The organism is Bradyrhizobium sp. USDA3516, assembly GCF_057651995.1.
Window position 1 is genome coordinate 652,713 of the sequence record NZ_JBYGYN010000001.1, and the last position, 16,296, is coordinate 669,008.

The 16,296-nt window shown below is 62.8% G+C and carries 7 protein-coding genes (1 of these 7 cut by a window edge); 1 reads left to right on the forward strand and 6 read right to left on the reverse strand.

All coding sequences use genetic code 11. From position 1 onward, the window contains the following. Positions 1-11,280, reverse strand: the 5' end (the start) of a protein-coding gene (locus tag AC24YW_RS03270; protein ID WP_487481349.1) for a tandem-95 repeat protein. It extends 21,174 nt beyond the left edge of the window; the window shows 11,280 of its 32,454 coding nt (coding positions 1-11,280); its start codon is at positions 11,278-11,280; the stop codon falls past the left edge of the window. A 57-nt stretch (positions 11,281-11,337) separates the two neighbouring features. Here AC24YW_RS03270 and AC24YW_RS03275 point away from each other — a divergent pair, with 57 nt between their 5' ends. Then, positions 11,338-11,592, forward strand: a complete 255-nt coding sequence (locus AC24YW_RS03275) for a hypothetical protein (RefSeq protein WP_487481350.1) — start codon at positions 11,338-11,340, stop codon at positions 11,590-11,592. Positions 11,593-11,663: 71 nt separating this feature from the next. On the opposite strand, the gene AC24YW_RS03280 is transcribed toward AC24YW_RS03275, so the two are convergent. From AC24YW_RS03280 to AC24YW_RS03300, 5 genes are all read right to left on the reverse strand, one after another. Beyond that, on the reverse strand, positions 11,664-12,434 hold the full coding sequence (locus tag AC24YW_RS03280; protein WP_487481351.1) for a hypothetical protein: 771 nt from the start codon (positions 12,432-12,434) through the stop codon (positions 11,664-11,666). Positions 12,435-12,448: 14 nt separating this feature from the next. Next, positions 12,449-13,087: a toxin-activating lysine-acyltransferase gene (locus AC24YW_RS03285; protein ID WP_487481352.1), complete on the reverse strand. Its 639-nt coding sequence runs from the start codon at positions 13,085-13,087 to the stop codon at positions 12,449-12,451. Positions 13,088-14,034: 947 nt separating this feature from the next. Then, the gene (locus tag AC24YW_RS03290; RefSeq protein ID WP_487481353.1) at positions 14,035-14,667 is read right to left on the reverse strand and encodes an imm11 family protein; all 633 of its coding nucleotides are present in this window, start codon (positions 14,665-14,667) and stop codon (positions 14,035-14,037) included. A 176-nt stretch (positions 14,668-14,843) separates the two neighbouring features. Beyond that, positions 14,844-15,575: a hypothetical protein gene (locus AC24YW_RS03295; RefSeq protein ID WP_487481354.1), complete on the reverse strand. Its 732-nt coding sequence runs from the start codon at positions 15,573-15,575 to the stop codon at positions 14,844-14,846. Positions 15,576-15,768: 193 nt separating this feature from the next. Next, complete coding sequence (locus AC24YW_RS03300) at positions 15,769-16,254, reverse strand: hypothetical protein (protein WP_487481355.1); 486 nt, start codon at positions 16,252-16,254, stop codon at positions 15,769-15,771. Positions 16,255-16,296: the final 42 nt, after the last annotated feature.

Genomic DNA, 16,296 nt, shown 5'->3' on the forward strand with positions numbered 1-16,296 from the left:
AATCGCGTCCTGGCCGAAGCCCGCGGAGAACCGGTAGGTGTCCGCGCCGGCACCGCCCGTCAGCAAATCGTTGCCGGCGCCCCCGGTCAGGGCATCGTCATAGGCGCTGCCCGTCAGCTGATCGTAGCCGCCGCGACCATCCAATATGGCGCCGGTCGCATAGGCCGATGCATTAAGAAATTCGGCAGCGTTTGTCCCGACGATGCCGTTACCGATCACCGCCCCGATTTGGGTCAGACCACTGCGATCGTTGGCGTCGGCCAGCGCGAGCATGTCGGTGTAGTTGAGAGTGCTTCCGTCGGCAAAGCGCAGCTGCTCGATCCGACTCCAGTCGGTATCGAGCTCCCGCTGGACGATGATCCTGTCCGCGGTCCCCACGATCGCGATGATCAGATCCTGGCCGTTGCTGGCACGCGTCAACGACAGGTCGGCGGCAGTGATTCCAGCCCCGAACAGGATCGTGTCGTTGCCGTAGTTCCAGTCGCTGATGACGTCCTGGCCGTCCCCCCGGTTGAACACATAAGTGTCGTTGCCATTGCCGCCGCGCAGCCAGTCGTTGCCGGTGCCGCCGATCAGGATATCGTCGCCGTCGCGGCCATCGAGGATTGTATCGTTGCCGGCGCCGCCGGATATCGTATTGGCGGACTGGTCCCCGGCAAACGTGTCATCACCGCTGGTCGGTGTCAGCGAGCGGTCGAGCAGTTGCGCGTAGCTGAGCGTGCTGCCGTCGGCAAAGCGCAGCTGTTCTACTCGACTCCAGTCGGTATCGAGGCTGCGCTGGACATTGATCCTGTCGTCGGTTCCGGCGATGGAGATGACGAGGTCCTGGCCGCCGTTGCCTTGCGTCACCACCACATCGGCAGCCGTGATGCCGGCCCCGAACTGGATGGTGTCGTTCCCGTAATTCCAGTCGCTGATGGTATCCTGACCGTCACCCCGGTTGAAGATATAGGTGTCGTTGCCGCTGCCGCCGCGCAGCCAATCATTGCCGGCCCCGCCGATCAGAATATCGTCGCCTTCGCGGGCATCCGAGATCGTGTCGTTGCCGACGCCGCCCGAAAGCGTGTTGGCAAACTGGTCTCCGGCGAACGTGTCATTGCCGACCGTCGGTGTCAGCGACCGCTCGACCATCTGGGCGTAGCTGAGCGTGCTGCCGTCGGCAAAGCGCAGCTGTTCTATGCGAGTCCATTCGGCATCGAGGCTCCGCTGGACCGTGATCCTGTCGTCGGTCCCCGCGATGGCGATGATGAGATCCTGGCCGTTGCTGCCCTGCGTCACCACGACATCGGCGGCCGTGATGCCGGCGCCGAACTGGATGGTGTCGGTTCCGGAGCCCCAATCGCTGATGATGTCCTGGCCATCACCGCGGTTGAACACATAGGTGTCGTTGCCGCCGCCGCCACGCAGCCAGTCGTTGCCGGTCCCGCCGGTCAGGATATCGTTGCCGTCACGGGCGTCCGCCACCGTGTCGTTGCCGGCGCCGCCCGACAGGGTGTTGGCTGAATTGTCTCCGTTGAGCGTGTCGTCGCCCCAACCGCCTTGAACAGGTGCCGCCCCGTTGGCGCTCAGGGTCTGGTTGGCAATCACCGTGAACGCCGCACCACCAAAATTGACGCTGGTGAGGCTGGTCGGCGAGACGTTGTCCAGTCGCAACAGCAGGCGGGCGTCGGCAAGGCGCTGCGCGCCCTGCTCCGCAAAATAGATCAGCGTGTCGGAGCCGACCGCGCGCGCCAGCAACGTGCCGGACAATCCCTCGGCAATGGCGATGTTGAGACTGTCGCCGGCATCGCCGCTCTTGAAATTGGTGACGACATCGACGCGGTCGCCCCAGGGCGAAAGCGGCACGAACACGTCGTATCTGTTCTGTGCCGCAGCCCCGGCGAGCTCGCGCGCGAACAGGCCGGAGCCGATCCGCTCGACGGTGCCAACCGTGGCGGGGTCGACCCCGGTCCCTTGCAGCGTAGTAACCGAAAGGATCTGGACTCGCTGGTCGTTGGTCGCTCCGCCAGTAGCCGCGCCGAAGCCGTACCAGACGTCGGCATCGCCGCCGAACAGAGTGCCGACAACGTCATAGGTCTTGTGTCCGATCTGCGTTCCGTCGACGCTGTAACTGAAGGTCTTGCTCGCCGCGTCCCACGTGATCACGACATCGTGCCAAGCCGCATCCTCGAGCTGGCTGAAGTCGTGCCGCGGGTCGAAATTGTCGTCGCCGGTCTGGCCGTTGACCACGAACTGGCTGAAGTCGGTCGCCTGTCCCCAGGTATCGAAGATGATGCCGAACGAGCCGGAGACCAGCGTGCCCATCCCGCCGCCGCCCGATCCGGTCAGTTCGCCCGCGCTCTTATTCTGAACGGCAAAGGAGAAACCGTCGGCGCCACCCTCGTTGGCGCCGAAGAACATCTTCGTGGTCCAGACCACGTTCTGCGACAGGTCGATGCTGCCCCAGACGGCGCCGGCCCTGTTGCCGGCGTCCGGCGTCAATTGATAGGTGCCGCCGCCGATATCTGTGGCCGAACCGACCACGGCGAGGCCGGTGACCGGCCGCGAGACGGAATCGTAGCTGGCAAGGCCGATGGTCGAGGATTCCTGTGTTCCTCCACCGCCAGATCCCGGCCCCGCGCCTGCGAAGACCGGGTCGGCGAATGGATCGGCCGACGGATTGCTCGGATGCAGCGCGTGCTCGGCGGCGTCCGGCGTGAGCGCGCGCGAGAGAAGCGTCGCGGCACTCCATTGCGTGCCGTCGTTGAACCGCACGACGTCGATCGGCGGCGCACTCGCCGTGGCCTGGCCGACGATCGTCAGCCGGTCGTCGCTGCCGACGAGGCGCAGCACGATGTCGTTGCCGTCCCTGACCACGACCACATCGCTCGGCACGATCCCGCTGTTCAAGCGTAGCGTGTCGCTGGAGCCGGTCGCGTCCGCGGCCTCGCGGATCGTGTCGCGGCCATAGCCGCGGCCGAAGACGTAGGTGGTGTCGCCGACACCGCCGGCGAGGACATCGTCGCCCGCGCCGCCGTCGAGGGTGATTGCGACATCGAGCTGCGGACCGAAATCGATCGCGTCGGCGCCCGCGCCAGCCGAGGCCGCTGCGTGCGATACGATGTCGGCGAGCTGCCACACCGTGCCGTCGGCGAATTCGAACTGCTCGACTCCATAATCGGTCGCACCGTTCCCGGCGCGGAACATGTCCTTGAGCGTCAGACGATCGTCGCTGCCGACGAGTCCGATCACGAGGTCGTTCGGTCCGACCGAGAGGAAGCGGATATCGCTCGGCAGGATACCGGCCGCGAAGCGGACCTTGTCGACCTTGGAGGCATCGGTGATCTCGACGTCGGCGACCGTATCCTGCCCGTCGCCGCGCCCGAAATAATAAATATCGGTGCCGCTGCCGCCTTCCAGCAGATCGTCGCCCTTGCCGCCGGTGATGACGTCGGCACCCCTTCCGCCTTCGACGTGATCGTTGCCGAGGCCGCCGGAGATCACCGAGCCGATGTCGGGATTGGCGAGATCGGAGGGAACGATGATGTGATCGTCGCCATCGGTCGATGCGATCGCGCCGGAAAGGGCCCGGTAGCTGAGGCTGCGGCCGTCGGCAAAGACAATCCTGGCGATGACCGGATCGATGTCGCCGGCGGGATCGACCAGCGTGACGCGGTCGTCGGTGCCGCTGATCGACAGCACGATGTTGCCGTCGGCATCCCGCGTCGTGACCATGTCTTCCAGCGCAATGCCGGCACCGAAGACGAGCGTGCCCTTGCCGTCGGCCGAGCCGTTGCTTTCGATGCGATCCTGCCCGTCGCCGCGGCCGAACCGGTAGATGTCGTCGCCGCCGCCGCCGATGATGACGTCATCGCCCGCGCCACCGTTGAACGTCTCGCTGCGCGTGGAGCCGACGATGCGGTCGTCCTGCCAAGTCCCGAAATCGGCCGCCATGTCGCGAAGCTGATCGAGCGTGAACGAGGTACCGTCGCTGAAACGAACGGTGTCGACGCCGTTCCAGCCCCAGACGTAGCGCAGCACGATCTGGTCGGTCGAATCGGCAAAGGACAGCACGAGCTCGTTGCGCGCCGGATCGATCTGCGAGACGCGCAGCTCGTCCGGCCGATAGCCGGTGATCGCGAGCGTATCGTTGCCGGAGCTGTCGTCGATCACGTCGCGGCCGTCGCCGCGCGTGAAATTGTAGGAATCGTCGCCTGTCCCGCCGCTCAGGAGGTCGTCTCCCGCGCCGCCGGCAATGACGTCCGCACGGCCGCTGCCGACGATGATATCGCTTCCCGCGCTCGCCTGCCCGGCGATGGCCGCTTGCACCAGCGCGGCCCCGTTCCAGGTGACGCCGTTGGCGAATTCGATGTTCGGCACGCTGCCATTGCCGAGCGCGCCCCTGACGATCAGCTGGCTTCCCGACGAGAAGGACACGATGAGGTCGGTCGAATCCGTTGCGACCAGCCTGACCATGGCATCACTCGAGGCGTAGCCCTCGAGCACGATGGTCGCGCTCGTCACGCCGGCGGGCATCTCGACGCTGTCGATGCCTTCCGAGGCGCCGATGACGACGCGCGAATCCTGGGCAAGGATCAGACGGTCATGGCCAGCACCCGGATGCAGCGTGCTGGCGGCGGGCAATTCGCGGAGGTCGACGAGGTCCTGACTCGCGTTCGACAGGCCGTCGCGGATGAGGCCGCGCACGTCCTCGATCGACAGCGTCGTGCCGTCGGCGAAGACGAAGCTCTCGACCGGCCTTGCGCTATAGCCGGACAGGATGGCGAGCCGGTCGACGCCGTTGCCGATCGAGATCAGCAGATCGCCGTCGATATTGCTGAAATGGACGAGGTCGGAGGTGATGCCTTCGCCGAACACCACCTTGTCGACGCCGCCGGCGTCGTAGACGCTGTCGCTGCCGTCACCGATGCCGAACTTGTAGGTGTCGTTGCCGAGCCCGCCCTCGAGCGCGTCCTGGCCCGCCCCGCCCGACAGCGTATCGTTGCGGTTGTCGAAGCCGATCAGATGGTCGTCTGCGGCGGTGCCGGTCAGCATGCGGTCGATGATGGCTTCAATGGACAGAATCCGCCCGTCGGCGAACTCGAACTGCTCGACACGGCTGGTCGACAGGCCGTCGACGATGGTCAGGACGTCGAGGCCGCTGCCGAGATCGATGACGAGATCGTTGCCGTTGCGGCTGACGACGATGTCCTCGAAGCGAACCGAAGCACCGAACACCACGCGATCGACGATGCCCGCATTGTCCGGCCGCTCGATGATGCGGTCGAAGCCGTAGCCGGCCGAGAACGCGTAGGTATCGGCGCGGTTGCCGCCGGAGAGCATGTCGTCGCCCTGCCGCCCATCCAGCACGTTCTCCTGATCGAGCAGGCCCGTGATGATATTGTCGCCCCGGTTGCCGCCGGCGATCTGGAGCAATTGCTCGACGTCCGATATCTTGATGGTCGAGCCGTCGAAGAAGCGGAACAGCTCGACACCGTCCTCGGCGTCGCGGAACTGGTTGCGGATGCGCAGCGTGTCGGTGCGGCCGGTGATCGAGATCAGGAGGTCGTCGCCGTCCTTGGTGAAGACGACATTGTCGCGGGTGATACCGCCGCCGAACTGAACGACGTCGTCCACCGGCACGTGCACGCCGCGGCGGTCTGGCCAGCTCGCGCGCGCACGACGGTCGATGATGACGTCCTGGCCGTAGCCGGCATCGAACTTGTAGGTGTCGCCGCCGTCGCCGCCGGTCAGCGTGTCGTTGCCGCCGCGCCCGTCGAGCGTCTCGGCGAAATTCGAGCCGGTGATGGTCTCGTCGCCGTTGCTCCCGACGAGATCGATATCCTCGGGATTGACGTCGAGGAACGAGACCGTGCGATCGGTGAAGACCAGGCTTTCGACCGCGTAGGTCTGACCGTCGTCGCGCACGTACTGGTTCTCCAGCACGAAGCGCTGGCCGGTGGCGCGAACCGTGATGATCAGGTCGAGCGCGGTGCGGGAGAAGTCGACGTCGGTCGAGGCGATGCCGGAGAGAATGACCTGGTCGTTGCCCGAGCTGTCGAGGATGGTGTCGTTGCCCTCCCCGAGCGCGACGGAATAGACGTCGTTGCCGCCGAAGCCGACGAGACGGTCGTCGCCGGCGCCGCCGTCGATCGAGTCGGACAGCTCGTCGTAGCCGTAGATGGTGTCGTTGCCGGCGGTCTTGGCGATGTCGATGTAGTGCTGGGCCAGCTTGAACCCGGTCCAGACCGTGCCGTCGCCGAACTGGATGTCCTCGATGACGTTGATGAAGCCGAGGATCGGAACCGTGGCGAGGAAGTCCTGCAGCACGATCTCGTCGGTCGTGCCCTTGATGCGCATTCGCAGCGTATCGCTGGCGCCGTCGCGCAGGAAATCGAGGTCGGTCCAGCGGATCTCGTCGACGAATTGCAGCTTGTCGTGCTGCGGCGGATCGAACAGGCCCGGAATGGAATTGTCGACCACGACGTCGCGGCCATAGCCGCGGCCGAAGATATAGGTGTCGTCGCCCTCCTTGCCGGACAGGAAATCGTTGCCGGCGCCGCCGTCGAGCGTGTTGGCGTTGATCATGCCGTAGATCGCGTCGTCGTTCGCGGTCTTGGCGTTCTCCAGCACCTTCTGCACGATTTGCGTGAAGTCCATGCTCGAGCCGTCATCGAAGACGAAGCGCTCGATCAGGTTCGGCGCGACATAGTCGAGCCCGTCGCTCGAGCCGAGCGCGTCGGAGAACAGGCCGAGACCGGTCTTGATGCCGGCGAACTGGGCCTTGATGACGAGCGTGTCGCCCGTCGGCTGGCCGTTGTCGTCGAGGAAGACGATCTGCAGATCGGGGCTTTCGCCGTCGCGGATCAGCTTCAGGTTTTCGAGCTTGATGCCGTTCTTGAAGCTGAGCACGTCGATGCCGGCCTTGACCGGCCCGAACGAGAAATTGCCGAGGTCGTCGATGACGTCCTGCCCGTCGCCGGCCTGGAACACGTAGATGTCCCCGCCGGCGCCGCCGCTCATGTAGTCATTGCCCTTGCCGCCCCAGAGGATGTCGGCCGAGCCCGAGCCCATCAGGCTGTCGTTGAACTGCCCGGCGGCGCGCTCCCTGTCGAGCACCTCCATCGACATGCGGAAGCGGTCCCAGGCGACGCCGTCGGCGAACACGATGGCGCTGACGCCGGAATCGACCCGGTTGCCGTTGCTCAGAAGTTCGTTGTTCTCGCCGAGAAACTGATCGGTCAGGCGGATGGTGTTGGTGCGGCCGCGGATCTCAAGGATCAAATCCTCGCCGTCGCGGATCGCCTTGACGTCGGTCGACAGCACGTCGGTGAGGCGCAGCTCGTCGCCGTCGCCGAAGTCCTTGTCGTCGATGACGTCGTCGCCGGAACTACGTCCGACGAAATAGTAGTCGGCGCCTTTGCCGCCGCGCAGGGTCTGGTTCCCCGCGGTCATGTAGAAATAGTCGGTCGCATCGGTGCCGTTGACGATGACGTCGCCGGCCGCGTGGGTGATGATGCGCTCGTCGCTGATCCCGAGCGCGTGCGCGACGCCGCGGATGTCGAGATCGACGCCGACGGTCTCGAACGCCGGCAGCATCATCTGCATGATGAAGGCCTGGTTGACCGCGAGCGTGCTGCCGCCGAGATTGCCTTCGCCGGAGGGACGATAGTCCGGATAGACCTGCGCGAGGATGCCGTTCCACTGCGCGAGGTAGTCGAACACGGCATCGTCAGTATTGCTCGCCGGCGCGCCGGCAAAAATCGCCTCGAACATCGGGGCGAGCTCGCGATTGGTCGTCGGCTTGTAGCTGTCGGAGGCGAGATCGTAGGTGACGCCCCGGAAGAAGTCCTTGAGGCCGCCCTGCATCGCGATGCGCACCGCATAGCGGCGCGAGGTCGCGATGTACTGCTCCATGACCGGCTGCAGCATGTCGATCATGGTTGCGATGCCGGAGACGTAGTGCGCAGGATCGGTCGACAGGTTGGCGCTGCCGCCGGGGCCGACGGCATAGGCGATGTGCCCGGTCGCATTGTCGAGCTGCGCCGTCAGCATCTCGGGGCGGAAATCGATTCCGCCCAGCGAAGTTGCGAAGTGGAATTGCGCCGGCGTCAGCATCTCGACGCGGTAGGTGGAATCGTCGGTCGAATTCACCTCGTCCAGCGTATCGAAGTCGATCGCGTAATTGCGCAGGTTGAATTCCCGGCTGTCACCGGTCTTCCATTCCAGCTGCAGGGCACGGTCGAGATTGCGCGCCCAGACGTAGAAGGTGCCGTCCTGGTCGGTCACCTCGACGGTGTAGTCGACGGCGATGCCGTCGGTGAAGCGCACGCCGATCTTGTCGACGGGAAGGTTGGCATAGGGGTTGAAGCCGAGCTGCTCGGTCCGCCACTCGGTGCCGGTGGGATGGGCGAGCGCGAGGATGGCGTCCTTGCTGGCGTAGCTGGTGGCGGCATCGGAGGCGAGCTTCCAGCTGCCGTCGGCCTGCTTGATGCCATAGTCGAGGATGACGGCGCGCCCGTTGACGACGCTCATCAGATAGGGCGCGGCATCGCGGTCCGTCAGCGCGGCGTCGCGGTCGGACGGCGACCAGGTCTGCTCCAGGCGCCAGGTCGCGCCGGACGCCGCCGCCTGCGCCAGCACGTCCTGCATGGTGGCGCGCGCGATCGGCTGGCCCTGCGCGTCGAGCACGGGTGCGCCGGAGGCGAGCGTCCAATAGCCGCCCTGGCCGTCCTCGACATAGACGCCGCGGTCCAGCAGCACGGCCTTGCCATTCGCGTCGGTGCCGACCAGCACGGGCGTCAGCTCGCGCGTCTGCTCCAGCGCCTCGCCCCAGGCGCCGAGCACCTCGCCGGCCTGCGCCACCAGCGTGCGCAGCTTCGGCGTCGTCATTGCCGCCGCCGTGGCCGTCACGAGCTCGCCGAACGCGATGTCGTTGGCGGCAGCGACCGCGAGGTTGGTCACCCGCCCAAAGCCCTTGACGTCGAGCGTCGAGCCCGACTGCCAGGCCGCGTGGCCGGCCTCGCCGGCATATCTGGTGTCGGTGTCGTTCGAGGCCAGGATGGCATCGAACATGCGCCTGACGGCGCCGCTCTGGAAGGTGATGTCGCCGACGCCGGTCAGCCGCGCGCCGTCGGGCGTGGTGATGTCGATCGCGGTGGCGCCGAGATCGATGCTGACGATGCCGAGCTGATCGAGCGTCTTCAGCTCGCCGGCATCGGTGATGCCGTCACTGTCGAGATCCTGCCATACCCTGAGTTCGGACCACAGCACGTCCGCGGCCGTGATCTTGACGTCGCCATTGGAATCGAGCTGCGAGAGCTGCGCAAAGCCGGACTGACCGACGCCGCCGAACATCTCCGAGATGTCGTCGATCCCGCCATTGCCGTTGAGGTCGCGGACCAGGAAGCCGTCGTCGCCCTTGAGCCAGCCGGTGCGCTCGGCGAACAGATCGTGGTCGATATCGAAATAGACCGGGCTCACGCCGAGATCGGTCGTCTCGATGCCGTCGCCATCGAGATCGATCACCAGCGGATCGGTGCCGGTGGCCCACGCCATGCCCTTGGCAAATCTCGCCGCGGCGGCCCCCAAGGTCAAAGCCTGATCGACCAACGTTATCCCGCCATACTGCGCGGCCAACGCCATGCCGATCACACCGACCAGTGGCTGGACCATCTCCATCAGGTCCGCGAGCGGATTGACGGCTTTGAACACCATACCGAAGTCGCCTTCGCCGGCGAGTTCCGCCTGGCGCGCCCCGATATAACTGCCGACGAGGTCGAAATCCTTGACCTTCATCCAGCCCTTCAGGATGCCCTGCGCATCGAGCGCTTGTTGCGCCTTGTAAGCATCACTCGCTGTACCGCCGAACACCGCCGTAAACAGCTGGTCGAACTGATTGGTGATGTACATATCCAGCCCGCCATTAGCGTTGGGCCGAAACACATAAGTCATCCAAGGGAACAGATGGTCGAAATAGACTGAGCGCGCCGGATCGTACTTGCCGTTCTCGTCCAGAGAATTAAAGAAATTGGCCATGCCGACGGTAGCGCCGAGAAGACCGCCGAATGCAGCAAGGCCTGCGATGCCGCCCTCCGCATTTCCGCCAGTAAGTGTCAATCCATAGAACGAGAGGACGTCATGATGCTGCGCATCCATGACGACCGTGTTTGCCGAATAAAAAATGAGATCACTGTTGGCAGCGCTATCCTCGACCTTCTGGCCGGTCTCCGGATCGATTCCATCGATCGTATCGCCGTAGATTTCGCCGCCATTTGTCAGATTTATGATCAAGTCGCGGCCGGTCCCGCCAGCGGTAATCGCACGCTCGCCGCCAATCGCGATCACCCAGTCCTTGCCGGAGCCGCCATCCAACTTCAGTTGGTGGCCGCCTACATATTGTGCACCAAGCCCGCCGACAATGTCGTCGCCTGCACCACCATAGGCCTCACCGGATCCGAAATGGACCAGCCAGTCCTTTCCCTCGCCACCGTTGAGAATTGCGTTATTGGCGCCGATCAGGAGATCATCGCCCTGCTCTCCATACAGCCTTGCGTCATTCTTGCCGAACAGCCAATCATTGTCGCCGCCGCCTCGCATCTGTGACGTCTTGAAGCCGACTAGGATATCCTGACCGGAGCCCGCGTTGACGATGGCTGTGTTGAAGCCAACAACGATTTCGGGTTCGGCCGTGGCTGCAAAATCGCCCTGCGAACGCAGAATGACCTTAAAGTCGTCCCACAGCAGTTTCGTCGGCAGTGAAGCGTTCGGGACGACAGCGATGCCGTTAGCTCCGACAAATTCCTTGAATTGATAGGCAAGGCTTTCGTTGGCCGTTACATCCACGAAGATGGACTGCCACAACTTGCGCAGCCCGACACCAGCAGCTTGGCTGGCCGCGTCATTTGAATTGATCGCGGAAACACCGAGTGCCACCAGCATCGCCGTCGTCGGAATACCGACCACGAGGCTCAGGGCAGAGAGCGTCGCTGCGGCAATGCCGCCCACGACGAGGGCCGGGTGTTCATTTAATCCAAGGGTCTCCTCGGCAGCAATACCCAGCTTGTCTTCCACATAGACGACTTGACCATCGTCTTCGCCGCCGACTTTTCTGATGATGAGGTAGTCGCTGGTCTCTATCGTTCTGTAACCTGCACCAGTAAACTTTGATCGCGGGTTGCCAACCTGCGAGCCGAAGATCAGTTGCAGTCCTGCAAGCGCTGCGTTGAGCGTTCCCTCCGAAAACAGAAAATCCGGACCCAGTCGAAACAGCTGAACATTGCCGGGAAAGTAGTCCCGCAAGCCCTTTCCTGCCCAAACATCGCTGTCGGCTCGCTGTATCTGGTCGCGTGTGATAACATGATCACCATCAGGATCATTCTGAATAGCGTCGATCAAACCTTGGACGATATCTACAGAAAAGCCGTCGAGCGTCGGCGGATACAAATCCGGATTGGCATGTTTCGCGAGCGCATTGCCGATCAGAGCAGCGCCGCCAAAGAATCCGCTATAGGTTGTAATCTGGGCCTGGATCAATATTTGGCGACCGGCAGACGGGTCGATATCTTTGATCAGCTCATAATAGTAAAGATAAGCGCCCGCACGGTCTCCTGAATTCAGCAGCCTTTGCATCTCGTCGATTTGTGCTTGCGCGATGGCCACGGTCGAGACTCCGGGATGAGGATTTAGCAGCGGGTGAGGTAGCGGCACGCTACCTCACGAGCAAAGCGCAGGCGGCGGTTGGCATAGGCGCGGCCGCCATAAAGGCGGAAGTCGACAAAGCTGGCAAAGGCCACGACGCCTTCGGTGATCGACATTGTGTAGCTGCAGAGGAATTCAGGGTTTAACTTCGCTTGGCACCGCACCGAGAAGAACTCGTCGTCGGCACCGCCAACGTAATAGGAGAAGCTAGAGACCCCCCGGTAATGCGCCAAACCTTCAAAACTGTCGGCCTGGCGATCCGGCGCGGACCGCGTAACGTTGGCACGCGCATCAGCGGCGTAGGCTTCATTCGGCTTTGTGGCTGGACTAATGCGAATGGAGGTTTCTTGGGCACGCATGCGTTGGCCGGCAGTCGTACGATCGATGCCATCTCGCCGCGATCGCTCCGTTACCGCCACGCTCCAGGCTTGACCGCTTCCATCAACGAACGCGAGTTCAACTTCGTTCGAACTCAGTTGCGACGGCAGCGGTCCTTTATTGCTATGCGGCGCCCTGTTGACGAAAACCACATAAGCCCGCGGCACGACCAGATCCGGGAAGTTAGCCTTGCCGACGACATCATTGACGAGGCTGATGCGGATCGGAGTCATGTCGAGCGAGAAATGGAAGTATTCCGCCCGGCCCAGATTGGGTACGTCGTCAGCATGGGCAACGCCAGCCCAGAAGCCAGCGAACACCGACAATGCGGCAGCCGAAGCGAGCACAAGGCTCGTGCGGCCGTACATCGGTGTCATGGCGCCTATCCGCTTCACTTGCCGGCGTCCTTGTCCGCTTTCTCTCCCGCCTCCCCCACCGGCCGCACCTTCATCTTCTCCAGCACGGCCGGATCAACCAGCTGACTCACGATCGGGTGAATCCGCACCGGCTTGTCCTTCACCACCTGCTTGAAGTTGGCGAGCACGGCGGTGGCGACTTTTTGCGAGGGGGCGATGACGTCGAGCAGCCAGGTGGTCTCGCCGCTGGTCCAGTCCTCGGCCTTGAGGCGGATCGGGAACACGCGGGCCTGGATCTGCTCCCGGATCTTGGCGTCGACCTCGTCGGAGACGCTGGCCCAGATCGCGATGCCGGCGGTCTCCTCGACCTTGCCCTCGCCGCCGGGCTCTACAACGGTCTTGGCGATGGCGATGCGGTCGCGCGTCATCGGCTCGACGACGAGATGCATGACGTCGGCCAGGGTCTGGTTGCGGTAGCGCGGCAGGTTGAGCATGGCGAGGACGACCTCGCCGACGCCGGCCTGGATCCGCATCTTGAACGCGGCGATCTGCGCCAGCACCTGCGGATCCAGCGCACGCTCTTTCGCATCGCCCGGCTGGGCCGCGCCCCCGCCCTTGATCCCGTTCAATGCCGGCTTGCCGGCGGCCGCCGTCTCGTTCGCGCTCTTTGCCATGGCTCTCGCTCCCTCGTTTCAATCCGCCCTACGGGGGCGTATCGCGATCGAGGGGAGTTGAGCTGCCGCGAAGGCGTCCGGCCCGTCTGGGGCCGCAAGTCAGCCGACGCAACGATACCCGTCATCTGCACACACCGCCGGCCCGCCGTTGCCAGCGAAAGCGGACGTAAAGGTCTATCGCAGGTGATCGGAAGCAGCCCCACTGCCCCTCCTTCGGTGTTCATAGAACGTTAACCCGCATACAACTTCAAGACGAAACCGCGATACGCCCAAAAAAATGTTGCAGGATGTGTCGATCCATTTTGCATTGTTCCTATTGACAAGCACCGAGAGAAAACGCGGGGTCTTCTGAAGACGAGCCCCCGTGCTTGAGGTTCTTGAGAAGCTCGCAGCGACGCCGCGAAGACACGTGCTGTCACCGTGCCGTCACAGGAGGCGACTCTTGGTGGCGCGTTCTTCCGAATTCTGTCGGCTTGCGCTTGCGCAGCGACGCCGCCGGCGGGCGATGAATGGGCAAACGATGTTCACCCAGCACGTTGGGACGGGTAGAGCTCTTCGCGAACCCCACCTCTTGCCGATCACCGCTTCCCTTCAACGGCGACTATGATCGGCTCAGAACGGTCGATCGGCAAGGATGGCTTCCGCTTTGCTCGTTTGAGGGTGAAACGAGAAGCATCCACCGGAACGAAGTTGCGACCGTGTGCGGTCAGTCTACCACGAAACAAGTGCGATCGGTTTTCGCGAATAGCTCAACCAATCCTACGTCCTTGGGATGGATATGTTGCTTTTGAAAGGCGCTCTTTCCGTCCCGGACGCGTTAGGCCTACCCCGTTCGAAGAACCAAGTGCCGTCTGGGCGTTTCACGCCGTCAATGAGAAGCGGATCCGTTGGAAAATCGAACTCGGCCATCTGGCAAATCCTTGATCCCCGGGGGATGAATTGATCGATTAGAGCGAGATTTCGTCGCTATGCTCATCCAGAACGAACCCTTTGAGTTTGCGTTCTTGCAGCAGCGCGGCTAATCGGTCGGAGATGAACCAACATTTGCCAAAACGATGTTCGACCCAGCATGCCCTGCCGCCGATGACGGCCACATTCAGCGCGCATTGCCATGGCCCGACGCGGCGTTCGTAGCCCCAGTTTTCGACCTCGCCGCGTCCGCTTGCCTTTAGATTGCTTCGGTCTTCAATGATCGAATCGATCCTTCCGACGACGTTGAAGATGAAGAACTCGCCGGGCTGGGCGACACCCATTTTGTCTTCGACAACTACCGGGAAAAACTGATGGCGTCCGGGATCAAGCGCCTCGATCGCCTCTCTTAGTCGCGCACTGACCAGGGTTCCGCCCCCACGCAAGATCAGCCAATCATACACCGGCTTGCCCTTGGTGAGGCGCAGCCGGCGGGGCACAACCTCGGGCGGAATGCGAGTCCCACTGACCCAAGACACTCGAGCGATCGTTCCGGGATAGGCGACGCTCTGATCGAAAAATGCGCGTAGGACTGTCCTGTCGTCGTCAATGTATTCGATTTCGGTTTCGCCGAGAGTGTGCGCGAAATCTTCGCGGATGATGTAAGCCATTTTCCTGGTCTACCTATCTTTGTGAGATCGACAGATGCGGACCATACCATCCGCGCTCAAAAAGCGGCGCACATGAAGTCTACTTTTCGACGCATATCGCGTCATGACGCGCCCGGTCGAAGAGCGTCACGAGCTCTCCTTGCTCGTCTCAGCCTCCCCCACCATGCGCGATCCCCTCAGCCCGCCATACCGATAGGAAGAGCGACGAACCACTTCTCAAAAATGTCGCCGAACGGCTGAAGCTTTTCAAACAACGTCGGCGAGAAGATGTGGTTGGTGTCGGTCCCCTTGAACCATTGATGATCGCCGACGACTTCGCGGTCCAGATATCCGAAATGGTTCTCTTGAGCGTGCGTTGCCCGCATCCACGACGCGGGTTGATAGCGGTATGCTCCAAACGGCTTTTCAAAAGATTTGAGATTATTCGCCTCTGGGTGCAATTCCCGCTCCCCAAGCAGCGCGCTCTGTGCGAAGAAGAGCTCGTATCGACGTTCGATTGTCCCATCCGATCGAGCAATATCGATCGGAAAGGCGTGATGCTTGTTCGGCTCCAGCGACTGAATTGCGTCATAGACACGTTCGCTTACGCGAGCTGAACGAGTGCCTGCAGCATATTCAACCTGCACCGGTCGATTGCTGGTCCACCTTGCCTTCAAAGGCACTTTCCACTCCGGGAAGATCTGACCGTTCTCGTCAAACACCGTTCCGGAATCAAAGATGTCCTTGCCCGGCATCTTGATGCGATCGATCCACAGCCGATCCTGGCGCTCACGGCTGTCGAGGAATTCGATCGGCTCGTCGCTCTTTCCGGTGAGTGGATGGTACTGGACCAATCGCCAGTAGACGGCTCCGTGATAGTCGGCCGGCACCGTTCCTGCGGTCCTGATCGGCCTGATTCTTTCCGTCATTGCATCCCTCTCCTGCGGACGGGACCCGAGCAAGTTCCTGTCTTTTTTCGAGTCTTTATCGTCATTCACCGCTCGAGCTCGGCGAGATTCCCTCGTTTTGTTTGCGCGAGGTCTTCTCCCCCGCCCCCCAGTCCCACCTTGGTCTTCGGCGACACGGCCGGATCGACCAGCTGACTCACAATCCCCAATCAAGCTACAAATCGTCGACGAAAAAGTCCGGAGGAACTTCCTGCCTGATTGCTTCGGCGTCCGAGCACCGCAGGCTTCCCCGTTCCTGATCGTAGAGAATCCCATAGAGGAACCCTGAAGCCGTCGTGTTCATCGGCGGCGAGGTGGTTCTGCCCTGCCCGAATTCTTTCTTGAGCTCGAACCAGGTGATGAACATCCGAACCAGATGAGCGAGCTCGTGCGACTCCTGCTCCGGCAATTGATCGGGCGTGGGGTAGAGCCGGGCCAGGTCGGAAATCCTGCCCATGAGATCCGGATTGCCTCTGATTGCTTCGAGGCAATCGACGAGAAAACGGAGTGTCGGCAACTGCAACTCCGACACGGGCATCATGAGGGACTCTTGCGTGTCTCCGCTTCGCGCCTTCCGTTCCGCCTCCAGGGCCCAAAGCTCCTCGACCCAATCGAAATATCGGCCGGTCGCGTCAGTCCACGGCTTGTATATCTCAGTCATCTCGTAAGTCCGCGCCCAATGCTCGCCGCCCGAAGTGGGCGG